Annotated in this window: 20 protein-coding genes; 11 read left to right on the top strand and 9 right to left on the bottom strand. The window is 50.2% G+C overall.

Annotated elements, in window-relative coordinates; all coding sequences use genetic code 11:
- Nucleotides 1-256: 256 nt before the first annotated feature.
- Together BLV81_RS20980 and BLV81_RS20975 are read left to right on the top strand one after the other, a co-directional pair.
- Nucleotides 257-535, top strand: a complete 279-nt coding sequence (locus tag BLV81_RS20980; protein ID WP_092359860.1) for a DUF6364 family protein — start codon at nt 257-259, stop codon at nt 533-535.
- The gene (locus BLV81_RS20975; protein ID WP_092359859.1) at nt 532-945 is read left to right on the top strand and encodes a PIN domain-containing protein; all 414 of its coding nucleotides are present in this window, start codon (nt 532-534) and stop codon (nt 943-945) included. Before BLV81_RS20980 ends, BLV81_RS20975 begins: the two co-directional genes overlap by 4 nt.
- 572 nt (nt 946-1517) lie before the next feature.
- Here BLV81_RS20975 and BLV81_RS20970 read toward each other — a convergent pair.
- The 8 genes from BLV81_RS20970 to BLV81_RS20930 form a co-directional block, all read right to left on the bottom strand.
- Entirely contained in the window at nt 1518-1856 is a 339-nt protein-coding gene (locus BLV81_RS20970) for a carbohydrate porin (RefSeq protein WP_092359858.1), read from the bottom strand.
- 119 nt (nt 1857-1975) lie between these two features.
- Nucleotides 1976-2221 carry a type II toxin-antitoxin system ParD family antitoxin gene (locus BLV81_RS20960; RefSeq protein ID WP_092359857.1) on the bottom strand — a complete coding sequence of 82 codons (246 nt, stop codon included), beginning with the start codon at nt 2219-2221 and terminating at the stop codon, nt 1976-1978.
- A gap of 202 nt (nt 2222-2423) precedes the next feature.
- Nucleotides 2424-3767, bottom strand: coding sequence for a carbohydrate porin (locus BLV81_RS20955; RefSeq protein ID WP_092359856.1), 1344 nt, complete (start codon nt 3765-3767; stop codon nt 2424-2426).
- 91 nt (nt 3768-3858) lie between these two features.
- The gene (locus tag BLV81_RS20950) at nt 3859-5499 is read right to left on the bottom strand and encodes a glycoside hydrolase family 3 protein (RefSeq protein WP_092359855.1); all 1641 of its coding nucleotides are present in this window, start codon (nt 5497-5499) and stop codon (nt 3859-3861) included.
- A 47-nt stretch (nt 5500-5546) separates the two neighbouring features.
- Nucleotides 5547-6953, bottom strand: coding sequence for an MFS transporter (locus BLV81_RS20945; RefSeq protein WP_176992921.1), 1407 nt, complete (start codon nt 6951-6953; stop codon nt 5547-5549).
- 148 nt (nt 6954-7101) lie between these two features.
- Complete coding sequence (locus BLV81_RS20940; RefSeq protein ID WP_092359896.1) at nt 7102-7881, bottom strand: SDR family NAD(P)-dependent oxidoreductase; 780 nt, start codon at nt 7879-7881, stop codon at nt 7102-7104.
- 1 nt (nt 7882) lies between these two features.
- Nucleotides 7883-8179, bottom strand: a complete 297-nt coding sequence (locus BLV81_RS20935) for a hypothetical protein (RefSeq protein WP_092359853.1) — start codon at nt 8177-8179, stop codon at nt 7883-7885.
- Nucleotides 8180-8246: 67 nt separating this feature from the next.
- Nucleotides 8247-8456: a helix-turn-helix domain-containing protein gene (locus tag BLV81_RS20930; protein WP_092359852.1), complete on the bottom strand. Its 210-nt coding sequence runs from the start codon at nt 8454-8456 to the stop codon at nt 8247-8249.
- A gap of 300 nt (nt 8457-8756) precedes the next feature.
- Between BLV81_RS20930 and BLV81_RS20925 the strand changes: the two genes are divergently transcribed.
- The 6 genes from BLV81_RS20925 (at nt 8757) to BLV81_RS20900 (ending at nt 14028) form a co-directional block, all read left to right on the top strand.
- Nucleotides 8757-9092 carry a helix-turn-helix domain-containing protein gene (locus tag BLV81_RS20925; RefSeq protein WP_092359851.1) on the top strand — a complete coding sequence of 112 codons (336 nt, stop codon included), beginning with the start codon at nt 8757-8759 and terminating at the stop codon, nt 9090-9092.
- A 312-nt stretch (nt 9093-9404) separates the two neighbouring features.
- Nucleotides 9405-10244 carry an SRA domain-containing endonuclease gene (locus tag BLV81_RS20920; RefSeq protein ID WP_092359850.1) on the top strand — a complete coding sequence of 280 codons (840 nt, stop codon included), beginning with the start codon at nt 9405-9407 and terminating at the stop codon, nt 10242-10244.
- Between the two features lie 35 nt (nt 10245-10279).
- Entirely contained in the window at nt 10280-10990 is a 711-nt protein-coding gene (locus tag BLV81_RS20915) for a hypothetical protein (RefSeq protein ID WP_092359849.1), read from the top strand.
- Nucleotides 10991-11071: 81 nt separating this feature from the next.
- Nucleotides 11072-12370 (top strand): AAA family ATPase, encoded by a 1299-nt coding sequence (locus BLV81_RS20910; protein WP_176992920.1) that lies wholly within the window; start codon nt 11072-11074, stop codon nt 12368-12370.
- Nucleotides 12361-13017, top strand: coding sequence for an HNH endonuclease (locus tag BLV81_RS20905; protein WP_092359847.1), 657 nt, complete (start codon nt 12361-12363; stop codon nt 13015-13017). Before BLV81_RS20910 ends, BLV81_RS20905 begins: the two co-directional genes overlap by 10 nt.
- 63 nt (nt 13018-13080) lie before the next feature.
- Nucleotides 13081-14028 carry a hypothetical protein gene (locus BLV81_RS20900; RefSeq protein WP_092359846.1) on the top strand — a complete coding sequence of 316 codons (948 nt, stop codon included), beginning with the start codon at nt 13081-13083 and terminating at the stop codon, nt 14026-14028.
- A gap of 93 nt (nt 14029-14121) precedes the next feature.
- On the opposite strand, the gene BLV81_RS20895 is transcribed toward BLV81_RS20900, so the two are convergent.
- Nucleotides 14122-14427 carry a helix-turn-helix domain-containing protein gene (locus tag BLV81_RS20895; protein WP_092359845.1) on the bottom strand — a complete coding sequence of 102 codons (306 nt, stop codon included), beginning with the start codon at nt 14425-14427 and terminating at the stop codon, nt 14122-14124.
- A 547-nt stretch (nt 14428-14974) separates the two neighbouring features.
- On the opposite strand from BLV81_RS20895, the gene BLV81_RS20890 reads away from it, so the two are divergent.
- The 3 genes from BLV81_RS20890 to BLV81_RS20880 all read left to right on the top strand — a co-directional run.
- Nucleotides 14975-15796 carry a hypothetical protein gene (locus BLV81_RS20890; RefSeq protein ID WP_143036403.1) on the top strand — a complete coding sequence of 274 codons (822 nt, stop codon included), beginning with the start codon at nt 14975-14977 and terminating at the stop codon, nt 15794-15796.
- Entirely contained in the window at nt 15786-18098 is a 2313-nt protein-coding gene (locus BLV81_RS20885) for a UvrD-helicase domain-containing protein (RefSeq protein WP_092359843.1), read from the top strand. The genes BLV81_RS20890 and BLV81_RS20885 overlap by 11 nt, the downstream gene beginning before the upstream one ends.
- A 232-nt stretch (nt 18099-18330) precedes the next feature.
- On the top strand, nt 18331-19012 hold a 682-nt coding region (locus BLV81_RS20880; RefSeq protein WP_255365406.1), incomplete at its 3' end, for an IS256 family transposase.

Raw genomic sequence — 19012 nt, 5'->3', positions numbered from 1 at the left:
ATACTGTAAGAATTTGAATGGCTTCAATAATTTGCCGGCTGTCGACTATTATTTATCATCCATTCTGAAAATTATGCTGGGGGTTGGTGCTGCAATTTGTCATGTATAGAAAAATCGCTTTTTTATACATGTAAGTGTTGATGCATATAGAAAATGGCGTTTTCTCTATGCCCCTTTTGCCACGGATGCTTGCTTCCATCGAGTTTGTGACGTACGGTTTCGTTGTACATGTACGTCAAACAGATATGGAGTGGGTATGGAAACGAAACTTACGCTTCGGCTCGATGACGAGTTGATCAAACATGCGAAGGCGCGTGCAGAAAGGTCGGGTAAGTCCCTCTCTAAGATGGTTGGTGATTTTTTCGCGCTCCTGGATGACCTGGAGCCAACTAGCGGCCAGCAGCCAGCCAAGGATTTGGGTCCGGTCGATAATCTCCCGCCTGTTACAAGATCCCTCGTAGGAATCTTGACGTCAGGCCATGAGGTTGACGACAAGCGGGATTACCGTGCGCACTTAGAGGAAAAATATCGGTGAAGATCCTCTATGATACGAACGTCATCCTTGATGTGCTGCTGAATCGGCAGCCGCATGCAGCCCTGTCTGCGCCACTCGTGGCAAAAGTTGAAACCGGGAGAATAAGCGGCGCTCTTTGTGCGACCACTGTGACCACGGTGTTCTATTTCGTAGAAAAACAACTAGGGGCTGCAGTGGCTCAGGCCAGCATCAAGAAGCTGCTCAGCATCTTTGAAGTGGCCGCAGTTACCCGCTCTGTGCTGGATGCTGCACTAAATGACGGATTTACCGATTTTGAAAACGCAGTGCTTCATCAAGCGGCAATCAGCGTTGGTGCGCAAGGCATCGTCACAAGAAACGGGCCGGACTTCAAAAAATCGACTATCACTGTGTATTCGCCGGCCGAGCTGGAAGCTGCCTTAATCACCTGATCAAATCGTGCGGCATCCAGTTATTCAAGCTGCCAAGCGATTCAGGATATCGACAACGAGCTGCGCAACGCGTCCGACTCTGAGGGCACTATTCATCACCTTATGTTGTCGAGCGAGGCTTTCAAGCCGTCGCGTCGTTGTCCGGCCAACTCTTTTCGCTGTCGGAAGCACTGGTACGCACCAGATGGGTTTCGTCAGGAGTAGATGCGGGGCCTTTCGGTATATTTCATGACTATTTAAATTCATACCGAAAACGTATATAAATCAATATATTAGAAATTTCAATTGCAGAGCGCGCTTACGGTTTGGCAGAACACCATGCGTGTTGCCCCTAAGCGCCGCCGCGCACCCTCAGCTTCTCTTCCAAGTCGCCAAGACTCGCCAACAGATTCGCCTTGCCTGATATAAGCTGTTGGTTTTAAACAGATTTCTATTTAAAAAAACTTAGTCCAAGATTCGCCAAATGATTCGCCAAATGCGCGGGAGGCTGACGAAATCGCAGAGCGTCTGCGCCAGCTGCCGCACGCTCAATAAGCCAGCGCCTGGCTCAGCGCGGCGCAGACCGCGGCTCCTCAATAAGCATCCGATGCCTGTCCGACACCCGCCGGATGACGCCAGTATTGCAATCCCGGCTGTATGGCGATAGCCGGGGTTGCTTGAACGCGGTAATAAATCTCCCCGACCACTTCGGCGGCACCGCGCATCAATAAGGGGCTGAATCCCGCTTGGCCGGCATTGAGCCGGTTGATCAGGCGATCATTGTTCACGTAATCCTTATTGATTTTCGCGTAAGAAACGCCCACGCCAAGCACATCCGCAGAACGTTGCGGGAACACCCCGGGGTAGCGGATTCCGGTGGAGTAGCTTTGCTTGACTATCGTGGCTGCGGTCACGTCACCGACGTGTGTCACAGATAACGTGAGGCATCCATACGGTCATGCAGAATACGAACTACGGCGATACCGTAGTTCGTGATGCGAAATTAGATCATGTGACGCTCGACACTTTGGCGGCGGGAGTAAGCCGATATTCAGCCATGTGTCGCTAACATCCGCTGCTTGAACGCAGCGGCGTCGAACGGCCTTGGTTCACCGCTGGCCTCGCCTTCGATCAGATCGGCACGTATGGCCTCGATATGGGCGCCGCGTTCCTGTTCGCGCCGGATGAGGTCACGGATATACTCGCTGTCATTGGTATAGCCGCCAGCTGCAATCCGGGACTTAATCCAGCCGTCTTGCGCATCGGTCAAAGTGATCGTCTTACGTATGGTTCCCATGTCATGCTTGCCCAACCTCAAAATTTGTCTGGCCTGAAAGAAGGAGAGTGACCGAAGCCACCCGCCAAACCTATTTACCGATCTGTTTTATACCGCCTCTATGGTGTCCATATGTGTTCACAAACGGCCGTTTATGAACACTGATGTAAAAGAATTATTTGCGCCGTTCATAAAAATGCCGCCACTTGGGCGGCATGCTGTTTTAAAAATTAGCCGTCATTTTCAAGCCAAGCACATAAGCATCCGATGCTTGCCCGACACCCGCCGGATGACGCCAGTATTGCAACCCCGGCTGTATGGCGATAGCCGGGGTTGCTTGAACGCGGTAATAAATCTCCCCAACCACTTCGGCTGCGTCGCGCATCAATAAGGGGCTGAATCCCGCCTGGCCGGCGTTGAGCCGGTTGATCAGACGATCGTTATTCACGTAATCCTTATTGATTTTTGTGTAAGAAACGCCAGCCCCAAGCACATCCGCAGAACGCTGCGGGAACACACCGGGGTAGCGGATTCCTGTGGAGTAGCTCTGCTTGACTATCGCGCTGCGGTCCCCGATGCCACCGGTGAAAAACAGATGCATGCCGTTATCGGCCGCCGCGCCGCGCCGCGTTACCTGCTGGGTAAAGTTCCAGTAAGCATACTGTTGACGCCGGTAGGTTTTGGCGCCCAGATCAGGATAGAGCGCCTGCGGGCTGTCATTGGAGGCCAAATACAAATCCCGGCTGCGGGCATTACTGGTGGTCAAGCCGAACTGATAAATACCGGGCAATGTGCCGTTCGCAAAGACCGGACGATAGTCCAGTTCCAGCGGCACAATCACGCCCTGGGTGCCGGAGGTGAACAAGGAAAACGCCTGATTTCGGTCTTGTCGTTTTGGATTTTGATCGTACACAGCGGTTTTGATTATCCACTGCGGAGCAAGGCGGTATTGCATGCTCACGCCCCACTGCGCCACGTTCCAGTTATACCAGATGCCCGAGCCGCCGGATTTGCCGCCGCATAACTGCAGGGTCTGGAAATCGCACGGCGTGGCGTCGTCGAAATCCCAGATTTTATTGATCAGGCCGGCGCGGATTTTCAGGTGCCGATCCAGAAATGACTGGCGATACGACAGCAAGCCTAGCCGCCAGATAGAGCCGCGCCCATGGCTTTCCTGGGTTGAATTCACAAACGGCGCCTGTGGATCGTAGAGATCGCGATACGTCAGGTTGTTGTCATGATTGCGATTGACGGCCAAGGCTTCAATCGCGCCATCGTCGATACCGGCTATTTTCTGTAAATCGGCAGTGAATTTAAAATGGAACTGATCAATCATCTGCGTCGAGCGCCGATCGGTATAACCGCCGTGCGCCAGGTAAGCGGTTTGATTCAGGTAACCGATTTCGAATTGATAGCCCTTGGCCTGCATGCGCTGCCGCCAGTCTGGCGCCGCCTCAACTAGCGATTCATCTAGCGGCAAACCCTCGGCCGAGGCGAGGCCGGCGCCGGTTAATACGATGCTGCTGCCAATGGCGCGCAGGCTGGATAGAACGTTAAACTTTTTCATGAATTGTCTCCTGAGGATGGTGGCGTTGCATCCGCGTCTTATTGTTTTGACGCGGTAAAAAGCAAGGCCACCTTATGCAAAACCGGCATCGTTAAAATTCCACTGTGGCCTTGATCTCCAGACGCACCGGGTTCTTACCAAGGAAGGGGATATTTCCCATCAGCGCCTGTACCAGCGCTTCTTGAATCGGCGCGCTCGGGCAATAACCTAAAATCACCGTCGGGCATTGCGCCACTTCCTGGGCCTGGTAAGGATTGCCGAGTGAAATAAACACGGTGGGAATGTCATGCCAAAAGCGTTGCATGGCATGGTGCAATCCCGGCTGCAGGTTTTGCCAGTCAATCCCGATATACGCTTTGCACAAGGCGGCTTCATCGGCGGTGGTGACCAGCACCAGATCAAACAAGGCAGGACTGATCTGCATGCCCGTGGTAAATGGCGTGACCGCAAACCCCTGCGCTTGCAACAGCGATGCGATCTGCAGTGTTGCGCCGGCCCCTAATATCGTGTCGCGCCGTTGCGGTTGAATCAGCAAGACGCGCGGGTACTTTTGGGGCGACAGGGGCAGGATTTGCGCATCGTCGCGCAGCAGCGTGAGACAGCCTTGAGCGATATCGCGCGCTGTTTCTGCGTGGGCGGCAGCATCGAACGGCACCGCTTCCACGCGCGTTTCCGCCAAGCCCAGCGCGGCTTTCAGCGCCAGGATGCGCAGCACTGCGGCGTCCAGGCGCTGCTGGCTCAAACGCCCCTCTCGCAAGGCGGTTTTCAGGTGATTGAAATCGGCTTCCACATCTTCCGGGAACAATAAAATATCGCAGTCGTTTTCTATGCATGCCGCCACCAGGTCGGCCCGCTTGGCCTGGGAAGTCATGCCTGCCATGGTCGAGGCATCCGACACGATCACCCCGGCAAAGCCGAGTTGCTCACGCAGTAAATCTAGATTCAATTTGGCCGACAAACTCGCGGGGGCGCCGCTGGCGTCGACGCTGGGCAGGCTGATGTGCGCGCTCATCACCGACAACACGCCGCCATCGATCATGCGCCGGTAGATGGCGCCATAGGTTTCTTGCCAGCGCTCGAAGGACAGCGGATTTTCGCTCAGCAGCAGATGCTGGTCGGTATCGCCCATGCCGTCGCCCGGCCAATGTTTGGCGCAGGCCGCCATGCCGTGTTGCTGCATCGATGCGATATAGCGCGCGCCCAACTCCGCCACCTGCTCCGGATCGCTGCCGAAGGAACGGGTGCAGACGATCGGATTGCGCGGATGGATGCTGAGATCGACTATCGGGCTGAACGACCAGTTATAGCCGGCATTACGCCCTTCCAGCGCGGCAATGCGCGCCGCATCGGCAAGCAGCCGGGTATTGTGCGTCGCCGCCAGCGCCAGCTGATTCGATAACATGGCGCCCTGGCCGATGGCGCCGTTTTCGACATATTCCAGATCGCCCGGCATCAGCAAGGGCAGCTTGCTCCGTGCTTGCAGATACCTTGCCGATTGCTGTAAGGCCGCCAGCGGCCCCTGATGCATGCGGAACACGCCGCCGACCGGAACCCGCAGTACGGCGTCCAGACTGGCCTGCTCCAGATCAGGCAGCAGCGGCAGCAAGGTCTGGCCGATTTTTTCATCGTTGCTGAGTGCAGCAAAAGTCGCTTGCACCCATTGCCGGCGCGCTTCATTCAAGTGAAACGGTGAGTGCGCCAGAGAATTGAACAGTAGGGAGGAATTCATCATAGTCCTTTCAGTAGTTTCTTTAACAGAAGTGAGAAGTGAAACCGCTGCTATGCAGAGGCCAGGGTTTGGCGGCGTTGCTGCAAACCCTGTTTGATGTGCGCAAGCTTTTCGGCATCGAGCGTATAAGTGAAATGCATTAAAGCGGCGATGCTCAGAAAAATGAAGGCGGGCACCAGACTGAGCAACAGCGTGATGCCATGACTGGCTGCGGCGGTTTGCACCTGATTGGAGACATAGCCGAAATACCCCAGCAACCAGCCTGATAGGGCGCCGCCGATCCCCATGCCGATTTTGGCGGCGCAGGTGCCGCTGGCAAAAATCAATCCGGTCGTCCGCACCTGGTAATGCCACTCGCCGTAATCGGCCACATCGGCCAAGATGGAGAAGTACAGCGCCGCGACGACACTGGTCGTGGCGGTAACCGATAGATATTCCAGAAACAAGAATTCCAGGCTGGCGACGGGCGTAAAGTAAAACAACATTAGTCCTGCCGCACACAGCACGCAAGCGACAATAAAACTGGTCAATTTACCAACATATTGCGCAAAAAAAGTCGCCGAAGCAGCGCCGGCAATACCTGCCGCACTGCCGGCGGCTAAAAACAAGGTGGCCAAATCATTGCCATCCCAATCCGACCAGCCCAGCAGCAGCAATACGGCGTTGCCACCGATGGCGGCAGGCGGCACGACATAGTGAAAGTAATACATGACCGCACCGGTCTGGATGATGATGGCGACGAACATCAGAATGGCGGCAATCGTCATGACCCGCCACGGCACGCTCTTGAACATCAGCGCAACATCCTGCAAAACAGTGGAATGCTGCTGCGGCAAGGGGACGATGCGTTCGCGGGTGTTCACAAAGGTCAGCATGAACAACAGCAAGGCCAATGCCGCGAAAATGATCACCGTCATGCGGTAGCCATGCGCCGGATCGCCGTTGGCAAAGTAATTCACCAGCGGCAAGGTGCAGCCGTTGATGACCAATCCGCCCACCTGCGCCAAGGCGATGCGGAAGGAGGATAGATCGTTGCGCTCCTTGGGATCGTCCGTCATCACGCCGGACAGGGCCGAATAGGGAATATTGATGGCGGTGTAGGCGATCATCAGCGCGTTATAGGTGATCCACGCATAGATGATGCGCCCGCGTTCGTCCAGATCGGGCGTGGAAAACGCCAGGATGAAAAATACCGAAAACGGCAAGGCCATCCACAGGATGTACGGACGAAAACTGCCGAATCTGCTGCGGGTGCGATCGGCAATGGCGCCCATGGAAAAATCCAGAAATCCGTCCAGCACGCGGGAAAACAAAAACAGCATCCCGACCTGCGCGGCCGGAATCTTAAAAATATCGGTATAGAAAAACATCATGAAACTGAGGATGGTGGTGAACACCAGGTTGGATGCGGCGTCGCCTAATCCGTAGCTGATTTTTTCACGCAATGAAATAGCCATTTTGTCTCCTTTTTTTTGGGTAGGTGGGGCTGAAAAAATACACATAGGGCACTCTCGATCTATTGACGAAGACCATCTGTTCCCGCTCGCCAGCGGCGGCCGGTACACGCCAATTCGCCATTTCGCCAGCGCGCAGCATGAGCGTCGCTTATCCGTCATACCCGGCATCGATCACCAACTCGCTGCCGCTGACAAAACGGCCCGCGTCCGAGACCAGATACAAGATCCCCGCCGCCACGTCCGTGGCCGAACCGCGGTTGGTCAGCATCCGCAATTCGGCGGTATCGCTCAGCGCCTGCGTCAGGTCGCCCTGTTTGCGCCTGGCCGCAGCCAAGGCGGCCGGCCGCGTTACGCTGGGATAAATGGAATTGATGCGTATGTTGTGCGCGGCATAGTGCATCGCATTCATGTTTGCCATGCGCAGCACCGCCTTGGCGACATGGTCGGCCGCCTCCTGCCGCTTGTCGTCCAGGCGGCACAACGACAGTACGTTGACAATAGAGCCGCCGCCGACCCGCTCCATCGCGGCTCTCACATGCTTGCTGCACAAGATGCTGCCGTTGACATTGGCCTGCATCGCCTTTTCCCATTGCTTCAGCGCCAGTCCCTGCGCAGACGCATTGCCGGCTTCGATGCCGGCGCTGTTGATCAGAATATCGATACGGCCGAAATAAGCCTCGACTGCCTCCATCGTCCGCCGCACCGCATCGTTGTCGCTGACATCGAGTTGCCAGAAGCGGGCCCGGTCCAGAGCGCCGCCAAGCATGCCGGCGACGGCGCGTCCTTCCTGCGCGCGCACATCCAGAATCGCCAACCGGGCGCCGGCAGCGGACAGCGCAGCGGCGATATGCAGCGCCATGCCACGCGCCGCGCCGGTGATCACTGCTACCTTGTTTTTAAGGGAAAAATAGGGGGCGAGCGGATGCATGTCAGCTCACCCATTTCGCGGTTTCGGCCTGTGCCGCCAGCGTAGCGATCATATGGACGAAGACCATCTGTTCCCGCTCGCCAGCGGCGCACGCCATTTCGCCAGCCCGCATCATCAGCGTCACTGGCGCGATGCAGTTGTCGATCACCTGCGCCCGGGTCTCTGCCGAAAGAGGTTCGTCGCACAATGCATCCAGGCGATCGGCAATGGTGTCGGCGAGATCTTGAGGATCTGGTAAGGCGAATAGCGGCATTTCGTATTCCTTATCGCGTGTTTGGGCCACGATGGAGGCGTTCATTGGTCCGGGCGCCGCCAAGACCTTGTCTACCTCGCTCTTGTTCCATAACCAAAGTTGTATATAGCTGTCAGCCGTCCAAAAGCTCCGCTACGGTGACACTCAATGCATTAGCCAAAGCCTCTATGGCTAACAGAGATGGGTTGCGACGTCCTCTTTCGATGCCGCTAATGTATGTGCGATCAAAGCCACACAAATCGGCAAATCCATCCTGAGAAAGACCCCGATCTTTTCTTAGCTTTCGTATTCGTTCACCGAAGTGTATTGATAAAGGTTTCACATATGCATTGGGCCATTTTTTTGGCTGACCGTGAACGGACTAATCGTCACATATTCATCACATGTATTCTGGTAAGACAAATAGAGGCATTTCGTGCTCCTTATCGCTTTGTGTGTTCAGGTCAGGGGGAGACGCAATCACTAATCGGTGAGCTGATTCATGTTGGCTTGACCTCCTTTATTGATTCATTTTTCTGCAAATATTCCTTGTGCGTAGATATATTATAAACATATACGTAGAACGTTGTTATAAGAAACGTCCAATGTTGATTAACTAGCCGAATCAACTTGGGAGGAATACATGCAAGATGTTCGGCGGCTAATCGGCGAGAGGGTTCAGATACTGCGTAAGCGAAAGGAGTTGTCTCAGGAGGAACTGGCTGGACGGGTTGGGATAGATACGAATTCGCTCAGCCGACTGGAGCGCGGCGCTCACTATCCGTCGCTGGAGACTTTGGACAAGATTCGCGCAGAGCTGGGCGTCAATTTAGCGAACTTCTTTGACTTTGATGACCAACCATCGGCAGAAGGGTTGAGGGATTTCTTATTGCGGGCGGCAAACAAAGCAGACTATCCGACGCTGATAAAAATGGCGGCGGCAGTTCGTGTCATTTTGGACGAGCAAACTCCAGCATAGTCATTCGCGGCGTCGCTTCTGAATTACCCGTCCGGATAACGCGCTACAAGTCGCAGCCACCGCGACGGTCAGCCAACCTCTTTCAGTGCTTCGATCGCAGACCAGGTGCAAGGCACGCGCCGTATCTCCGTTGGCACTGAAGATGCCCAGTGCATCATTTTTTTAAGTCTGAATCCCTTTAGATCGTTCAAGCCAATCTAATGGCGCACAATAAATTGTGCGATTCATCATCATTTCTTGATACTTACCGGCAAATGTTGCATAAATTCAATTGCCTTAAGATAATATATTGGAAATTATCAAGAATGAAAAATGACCGTGGCGTTCGAACTCGAAAAACTTTATAGCCGTCGCAGAGATATCCACGAAAAATTCGGCGGACAGCAGCAAGGCGGAATCGCGACGCCGGCGAACGCGCCTTTTATCTTTCTTTTTACGAGCGAAGCTGGCGAACAGCACGGCTACCATGACGGCTACGACGAGAACGGCTTATTCATCTATACGGGTGAAGGGCAGGTTGGTCCCATGCAATTCCACCGGGGAAATCGCGCGGTCCGCGACCATATCAAAGATGGGAAAGAACTGCTCTTCTTTGCCTCCACAAAGAAAAGTGGAATCTATCGATTTAAAGGAATGTTTTTGTGCGCAGGATGCGACGACAAAAAAATCGGACCTGATAGAAATGGCAATCCGAGGAAATTAATACAATTTCACTTAACTCCTTCGTCGGTGCTAGCGGCACATCTCCAAGATGAATCAAGTGAAATGGTAACGCATGAAAATATCAGTCTAGACGAGATGAGAAAGCGTGCTTACGCCGCCGTTGAAAACAAAGTGTTCACTGCGCCGGCGGTCTCAAAAAAGAATTTATACAAGCGAAGCGAAGACGTCAAAGCCTACGTCTTAGCACGTGCTAAAGGTATGTGCGAATCATGCGGGAAGGCGGCGCCATTCTTAAATAAAGACGGGAAGTCGTATTTGGAAGCACATCACATTCGTCAATTATCAGATGACGGATTAGACATTCCTTCCTGGATGGCAGCAATCTGTCCAAACTGCCATCGTGAGATTCATCATGGACGGGACGGTGCAATGAAAAATCAAATCCTGCTGGCCCAAATCAATAGCTTTGAAAATTCGCCAGTTTGTTGACGTAGCCGCTCAATACCCAAAGGTAGGTTTAACGCATGGGCAATATAATCGAGGCTGTAGGCACGCACAATCCATGGATCATCGTCGTCGCGTTAATCATAGTATTGGCTCCGGTCATCAAAAATTGGGCCGATATGAGAACAGGTTCGCACACGGTAAAAAAAGACAGGCAGTCGGCCTTGTTTGCCGCAATGAACAGTTACCTAATCTCTGCGCCAGGATACGCCCCGGAATTCTTGAATTATCAACTTGAGCAAACATTTTGGTTTTACTACAAAAAACAATTAGCTCATCATGAGATAAAAAAACTTGTATCTGCAACAGATCCGAGCGATTCGATCAGGGAGTATCTGCTCACTAGGCCATATTTAAAACTAGAGATAAAAAATGGAGCGCTAGGGAAATTCCGCTTTCGGAAAAAACAAAAAAGATATCGTTTGAAAATTTTTCACTGGAAGCTAAGGTTGTACAAAACAAGATGGCTTCTTTTTCTCCTTTATTTCGTTTTTGCGTTCTTCGGCTCAATTTTATTGATCGCTCTGACGTCTTTTGTTATTAAGACTCATGACTCCGTGGATTTGAAGTTTATTTTCTTCTTTTTCTTAGGAAGCTGTTCAATACTGGCTTCGATTGTATCTTTGTTGTTAGAAGAGAGATTTGGCTCGGCTAGGCAATTTTTGGTCAGAAAATCTCCCCCTCCGTTGAAGGTGCTGAATCTTCCGACTCTTGACGGGGCCGTAGAATAGTGGCTTGTCACAACAAGAAAGATTTTGGATGACAGTAGTTTCCCTCGAAGGTCGCTGTACTAAAAATATTTGAGGATCAGATTGATATTTACATTCGCACACGATAACGAAAAAAAACATGTACCACTCGTTATTAAAGAAAGTCTAGTCTCACCTTCGGCTAGCTGCTTCACCGTCGTCGTGGGGAAAAATGGGGTTGGCAAAAGCAGATTGCTATCAGCATTAGCAACCGAGACAACTAAGGCTGCGCAGCGGCATTTCTTTTCTGCGAATTCCTACCATCCATTTAGAAGAGTTATCGCCGTCTCAACAAGCCCGTTCGACATTTTTCCTCTTTCTAGAAAATTTTCTGGTGACAGTAATTCAGAAGATAAATATTCGTATGTCGGAATGAGAAGTAGATTGCCATTTGGCAATACATCATCGATTGGACTTATTGCCTCGGCCGCGCGAGGGCTACTTAGCAAGTACTTAGAAGATCACGATAATCTACGCCTTATCTCGGTCTTTGAGCTTCTCGGATTTTCATCCGACCTAGATTTAATTTTTAAACTGAGTTCGAAGTTTGAGGGTCACCGCTCACCTAGCTATTTCGAGCGTACAGAGAAAGAGGACGGACTTAGTGAAGAGATGCTACTGGAAGTGGAACTAACGTTAAAAGAACTGCAAAAACTCACCGATCATAACGAAAATTTCGTTCTAAAATTTTCGTTAGAAACAACCAGTTATTCGATCAAAGAGCGTAAATATTACGATCGCCGATTCATGAAAAAAATATTATTTTTGCTTGACAAAAATATTATTAGACTCATTGATGTCAGATTAAATAAACACGAGCATGGCAGCATATCATTACGCAGAGCTAGTTCGGGTGAACAGTGCATGCTTGTATCAATGTTGGGAATAGCAAGCTATATATCGGATGACTCACTGATATTAATTGATGAGCCAGAGATTAGTCTGCATCCAGAATGGCAAGAAAAATACTTTGAAATTCTTCATAGCGCTTTCTCACACTACAAGCGGTGTCAATTTGTAATTGCCACACATTCACCTCAAATTGTGGCTAGTCTCCCTTCGAAAAATTGTTTCATACTATCTCTTTCAGAAAATGAAATTTACGATTCTAGACATTATCAAAACAAATCGTCTGACTTTCAACTAGCAGAATTATTTGGTGCACCTGGCAGTAACAATGAATATTTGGGGCGCTTAGCTATGAATTTGTTTCTGCGAGTAAGCAAGAGCAAAACCTTCAGTACAGACGATCAGAAAATGTTGAGAAAGCTAAAAAATCTAAGTAAATCATTACCATCTGGCACTGCAATTACTGAGTTAATTTTCTCGCTCTCAGAGATGGAGAAGTATGAATGGCAATGATAGATTACCCCATCAGGTACTCCGCGACGACCAAAGCCATCATTGAAGCCAAGCAAAAGGATGCTGAATTTCAGCATCAGAATTGGAGTGATGATGATTTAACGTCAGTGCGACACGATATACGACATTACTATCGCGAGATACAACGCGGAACCTGTGCGTATTGTAGAGGGCCACTTTCACTTGCAACCGCAGCGAATTGCCACGTAGAGCATATTGCGCCAAAATCACTCTACAAAGAACATATTTTTCAGCCTAAAAATTTATGCGCAATTTGCGCAGATTGCAACACAATAAAGCGTGCTCAGGAAGTCATAGCAGATGTTCCTGACACAGTTGATTCCCCCCAATATCGTCGAACATATCCCCGTTCCAGCAGCGCGTTTAAGATAGTGCACCCTCATTTCGATGTTTGGGAAGAGCACATCCTGCAATTTGGTAAAGCATACGTTGATAGATCTAAAAAGGGTTGTTTTACAATTAGTGCTTGCAAATTAAATAGATTTTTTCACAACAATGGCTGGGAAGAAGAATACATGAATGATCAGAAGATTAATCAACTTATGAATGACTATCTTCAATCAGACAGTAAAGTTAAAGCAGCAAGGATACTGACTCAACTGCGGGGCTTGCTATTCGCTCTCTAATTGCTCGCACAGCGGAAATATTAATATATCTATCCGCTAATAGAATCTATGCTATTTGTTTAAATGAATGAATCGCCTTTTATTTTTTCACAGTACGTCGTGGACGCTGACGAGAATGCCAAGCAAATCCTCCGAGCCAAATCCCTAACATTGCGCGGAGGTGCGCAGATAATCGCAATGGTTGTGAAGGACCCGGAGGTAAATGCAAGTGCCCATCAAACTGCGAAAGACCAATTTCTTATTCGTTTGAATGATGGACTATTAAGGGGATGTTTTGAGCTCTTTAACACAACCGCGCGTCAATTCTATCGGCGCAACTCAACTCATTTCGACGTAACGGAAGAGCTTTTCGTTCGCACAGTATGCGGCTCTGCGTCGGAAATGATCTTCTGGCATGAATTTGCGCACATAGTCCGTGGACATATCGGTTACCTGAGGGGACAAGGCCTGCTACCTGCTTTTGACATAACAGAAAGCGGCTCCAACTCGGCAAGCGATGTAGCAGCCATATCTGATTCATTCAGCACATGGCAGTTCATTGAGCTCGACGCGGATATTTATGGTGCCCAGTTCTTAATGGCTCGTTTGGTCGCGATTCTGGCGGCTAAGCGCAATCGCATTGCTCCATCAACGCTCCTGAGAGCCTTTGCCCTCGGGACGCGAGGCATGTATGAAGTGTTGTATCAAAATGGATATGTGATTCACGATGATGCACCGGAAGCAACACATCCTCATCCCTTGTCGAGGGCTTACGTCGCTTTTACACATGGACTTGCTGGAGCCTCTCGCTTAGGTATTTCCGAGCGGGTGGCCAATGAATGGTACAAGGCATCTCAGGCGGCGCTTTTTGAGTATGAGCTTGTAGACCTGGGGTTCGCCGTCGACGGAATTGTGCTGGAGGCTTTCACGGCCAGCAGACTGCGGAAATGGCATGAAACTGAGAGTGTGTTGGTGCCATATCAACTGCTTCAGGCTTCGAAGCAAACTGTCTGGTGGCGAAACCTCTGGTAGATCGCAAGTAGGCTCCCGTCGGTATCCAAAAAAGAAAAGCCAACCGTGTGAACTGACCCCGTAAAGTTGTACGGTTTATTTTTTGCTAAGCTACTAAGCGCAAGTGACCTGATCCCGCAAATCCTTCAGCAGCCAGTAGATGTCTTGGGGCGTGTCGGCGTCAATGACCAGCTTTCGTTCGGAAGCGCCGACAGCATTACGCAATTGCTGCTGCTCGGACGGGGAGAGTGCCACTGCTTGTATCAAACGTGTGATGAATTCTTGCGTCGGTGGCCCTTTTAATCCCACTTCGAGTGCCGAGATATAACTCTGCTCGTAGCCGACGAGCTTCGCCAAGTCCGCTTGGCGGATTTCAAGCCGAAGACGCAGCTCATGCAGGAAATGGGAAAAGGGACTCATCGTTTCTGGATATTTTTTGATTTATATCCAGAAGCCTAAATGCGGAAAATATCCTTGTCAATCAATGAGTTACTTGTGCTACATATCGATAAGTCAAGGTGCTATATCTCGATTGTTTGATCTGCACATGTCGCGAAAATTTTGGATTTTTGCCGACAAACCACAAGCAGCGATCCCGACACGTGGCGCCAGGCATTTGAGCGCGAGTGATCCGGGCAAAGTCTCCATGCGACTCAATGATCGGAACGGCCCATCAACTGTCTGTCACTCGCTTCGTATGCTTTATTTCAACTTTGATCTGAATCAATCGTGCGAACGAAAAGTTTTGATTGACTAAAGTGCCTTCTTTAATCTGCCTTACTAAAAATCCGTGATTTTCCAAGTGACAACACTGTATAGTTGGCAGGTCGATTCGGTGGCCGATTCCTATGGCGTCACAAGCCTCAGTCGTGAGCGATGCGTCGAAGTGTCTTGAAAAATGAACTGCTGGATTTCAATGCCGATTCGCAAATCCGCTAGCCAATTATGAAGAATTCTTGCTCAAATTATGCATATTGAAAAGCCCGTACTTGGTCAAATTACTCAAGGCACCATATTTACTGCCGCATCGGCCGAAAACTATCAACTCGCTCCCGTTTGGGGATTATGTATTACAGCAAGATGTGATATGGCCCATGAGAATAAGATTCGCGTATTTAATTATGTTCCAATCGTTCGTTATGAAGATTGGTTACGAGAAGACGGAGCGCGAGTGCTGATTGATAGAATTGGAGCGGAGGTGCTGAACGCTGCAAGGAATTTTTTGACCACACAGAACAAATCAGAAAGTGTGCTCGATTCATATTCACCAACTCAGATAGCAGAGTTGCTTTTTCCTGATGGTGGAAAATTTCACGAAATTGCACGGAAACTGGATATCGTAAGCCATGCTCGAAATTCTCTTCCACTTGATTCGAAAACGTTGTGTGAGCTGGTTGCCGTAAGTCACAAGACGGCGGAGAGGCTAGTGAAGGAATTATGGGCGAATCAATTAGCTGGATACTATTTTTTTGATAATATCGGTAGTACTGAACATGAATCGAAATATGGTTATGTAGTTATGCTTCGCGAAATTCATCACATTCCAAGAAATGTTGCCACCGACATAGCAAATGGCTCGATGACCGAAGAGTCGACGATTCATGGACATGGCCCCATACACCTGAATGCACGCGTGTTTGATTTTGCATATACGACTGGTGTAATAAGGTCACCTTGGATTGAACATTTTTTGCAACAATTTTCGCTCATGTTTTCGCGAATAGGGCTGCCCGACCCAACATTGGCGTCATTAAAAATTTTAAATGAGGCAGTCATTCATGTCGCTTGAAAATATGAGATATATCGTTATTGACCGTATTGCAGTTGGAGAGTTGGTTGGTGATCGAAGCTTTCAGTCGACTGACTTTCCAAACGGACAAGCGCTTGCATTCCTCATTTTAGGGAAATCTGTCGATTTTCCGATAAACAAGAGGGTTGCTCAGGTGATGATAAAGCAAGGTCTTTATTTACTCTCAAGAAAGGAAGAGTCGCATGATGTTTTGGTCATTGATCTTCAAGAGGCCCCTCTGTTTGATAAACGGTCCGACTCTGAGGCACTACTTCTTTTTCAAAAGGTAATTCGGTTTGCAATTAAGCGATGGGAAAAGATGAGCTTCACGTGGGCGGAACGCGTGTTGCCGAACAGTACAAAAGGGTTGTTGTTCCCGTTTGCCAATTCGGCTCAAGTTCCGTTTCGGATCACATTTGAATTGGCTCCAGACCAACGCAGGCGAGAAAAAAGGGCCAAGGGTGAAGAACTTCTGGTTTACAAGTGTGGGAACGAGGAGGGTGGTGGGGCGGCCGAAGAGGCAGGCACAACGAATTTCAAGAAAGCAATCGAAGCTTTGCCTGAAGCACAGGCAGCATGCCTGAAGCTGAAAGATACACATGCGAATGAAATTTCTACTGTTATTGGGGTGACGAGGCTTGATGGAAATCAAGATTTCCCACAGGTTGGGGATGCAAGTTTTGAAGAGTGGATGCCGCTTCTAACTAGAGCACAACGCGACTTTATTGAAGCGGACGTCGTTGCCCCACATCGCATTGAAGGGCCTGCTGGCACTGGAAAAACACTTAGTCTAGTATTGAAATGTATCGCAACACTCCGGAAGGCGCACCAGGGATCTGGAGCCCACAGCGCGTTATTCATCGCGCATAGCGATGCAACGCGTCGAAACATCGCAGGGCTATTCCAACCTGAATTTGATAAAGGTATTATCAGCGCCGATGGCGTGATGTCCCTTCAAAGCGTCAAGGTAACGACCCTGCAAGCATATTGTGCGGAAGTGCTAAATACTGAAATTTCTGAATCGGAATTCCTGGATCGTGACGCTTTTGAATCTAAGCAGGCGCAACTGCTCTACACTCTGGAAGCCCTTGACGAAGCAATTGAGACTCATCTGCCAACTCATCGGTCATTTATGACGGCAGAATTTATAGAGTTCATTGAGCGGGAGGACAGGTGGGTTGTAGCGGAAATGCTCCAACACGAGGTGAGCGTTAAAATTAAAGGGCGCGCAGACGAAGACGAGACAAAATATCGGAAATTGCCACGTCTTGCCTATGGTCTACCAGTTAAAAACGATGGTGATAAAGTATTTGCTTTCTTGGCTTTCAAAGGGTACCGCAAGCGCTTAGAGCGTGCTGGGCAATTTGATACTGACGACATCATCCTAAGTGCCTTGGGGCAACTAAACACTCCTATTTGGCGACGCCGCAGGTCGCGTGAGGCTTTTGATAGTATTTATATTGACGAGACGCATCTATTTAACGTCAATGAATTATCGGTTTTTCATAAACTCACGAAATCGGAGAGTTTTTTTCCTATTGTCTATTCTGCGGATGTCAGCCAATCATTAGGTGATCGTGGATGGGACAATGAAACATTCGATGAGGCAATGGGGGTATCGGAAGGCAAGCAAGGAGAGGGTTCGTCTACCGTATTTAGTTCGATTTTTCGATGTTCACCTGATATTGTCAGCCTCGCCTTCTCTGTAACATCCTCTGGCGCAACGCTATTTACGAATTTTCACGACCCTGTCGCAGCCGCAAGCAGCGCCTTTACTTATGAAGAGGAAAAAAAATGCGCCCTGCCACATTATTGGATGTTGGGTACAGACGAACAAATGTTGAAAAAGGCCTTCGCACGAGCGGATGAACTTTCAAGCGAACTTGGGTGTGCAAAGGCTGATGTCGCAATTGTTGTATTCAGCGACGGGTTGTTCGCTGAGGCTGAAAAATTGGTCAAGGCAACGAACAAACCCGTTGAGACAATCAAACGTCGCGGTGATTCTGATGTTGTCAAACGTGCTAGACAAGGTGGGCGGTTCATTTTGACCACGGCCGATTATGTGGGTGGCCTGGAGTTTTCGGCTGTGATTTTGGTTGGGGTAGACCAAGACCGCGTACCGCCGAAACCCTCTGAGTCTCAACCCGAAAGTTTAAACTTTCTGAGCTATGCTTCTCATCAACGCCTATATGTTGCAATCACCCGAGCGCGCTATCGCGTGGAGATAATGGGACTAGAGACCCGTGGTACCAGCTCATTGCTTGCTACGGCTCTTGCGAATAAACTTATAGCTAAGTCGTAAGAGACTAGTCAATCAAAATGTGATTATCGGAAACTGGCGCCAATTATGTATAAATGACGTCGCAAATTTTGAAACCACCATATGGTCGTTAGTTACTGGGACTAGGCAGTCGCTGGAATTGTGCAAGTCATAGATTCCGATTGAGAAAAAGCCAACCTAGTGAGCCTGTCAGATTTTCTGTGTGAACGGGGTTATGAAATAATACCGAAAGGGAAATTCCATGACTGACGTAATGACCACAAAGAAACCGAAGAAGCAGAAAGCACCTAGCCTCATCCCAGTCGAGCTGATCGACCAGTTGCTGGCCCAAGTGCAGAACAAGGACGCCGAGTCGATCCTTGGCGAATCTGGCCTGGCTGGGCAGCTCAAGAAGATGCTGGCCGAACGTATGTTGACGGCGGAGTTGAGCCATCATCTGGCCAGCGAAGGCGAGGCGAGCCAGAACCACCGCAATGGCAGCAGCCCGAAGAAAGTGCTCACGCCAGGCGGCGCACTGCACCTGGACATTCCCCGTGACCGGCTGGCGAGCTTCGAACCCAAGCTGGTCGCCAAGCACCAACGACGTATGCCAGGCTTTGACGACCACGTCATCAGCATGTACGCACGCGGCATGAGCGTGCGCGAGATCCAGGGCCATCTGCTGGAGCTGTATGGCACGCAGGTGTCGCCGGACCTGATTTCCACCATCACCGACGAAGTCCTCGACGAGGTCACACAGTGGCAGCAACGGCCGCTGGAACCGATGTACCCCATCGTCTATTTCGACGCACTGCGGCTGAAGATCCGGGATGAAGGCACGGTCAAGAACAAGGCCGTGTACCTGGCGCTGGGTATCCGGGCCGATGGCAAGAAGGAAGTGCTGGGGTTGTGGATCGAGCAAACCGAGGGCGCCAAATTCTGGCTGAAGGTCTTTA

It is taken from the genome of Collimonas sp. OK242 (assembly GCF_900107095.1).
Lineage (GTDB): Bacteria > Pseudomonadota > Gammaproteobacteria > Burkholderiales > Burkholderiaceae_D > Collimonas.
The sequence above is the reverse complement of the archived record's forward strand: the minus strand, read 5'-3'. Positions and strand labels throughout refer to the sequence as shown.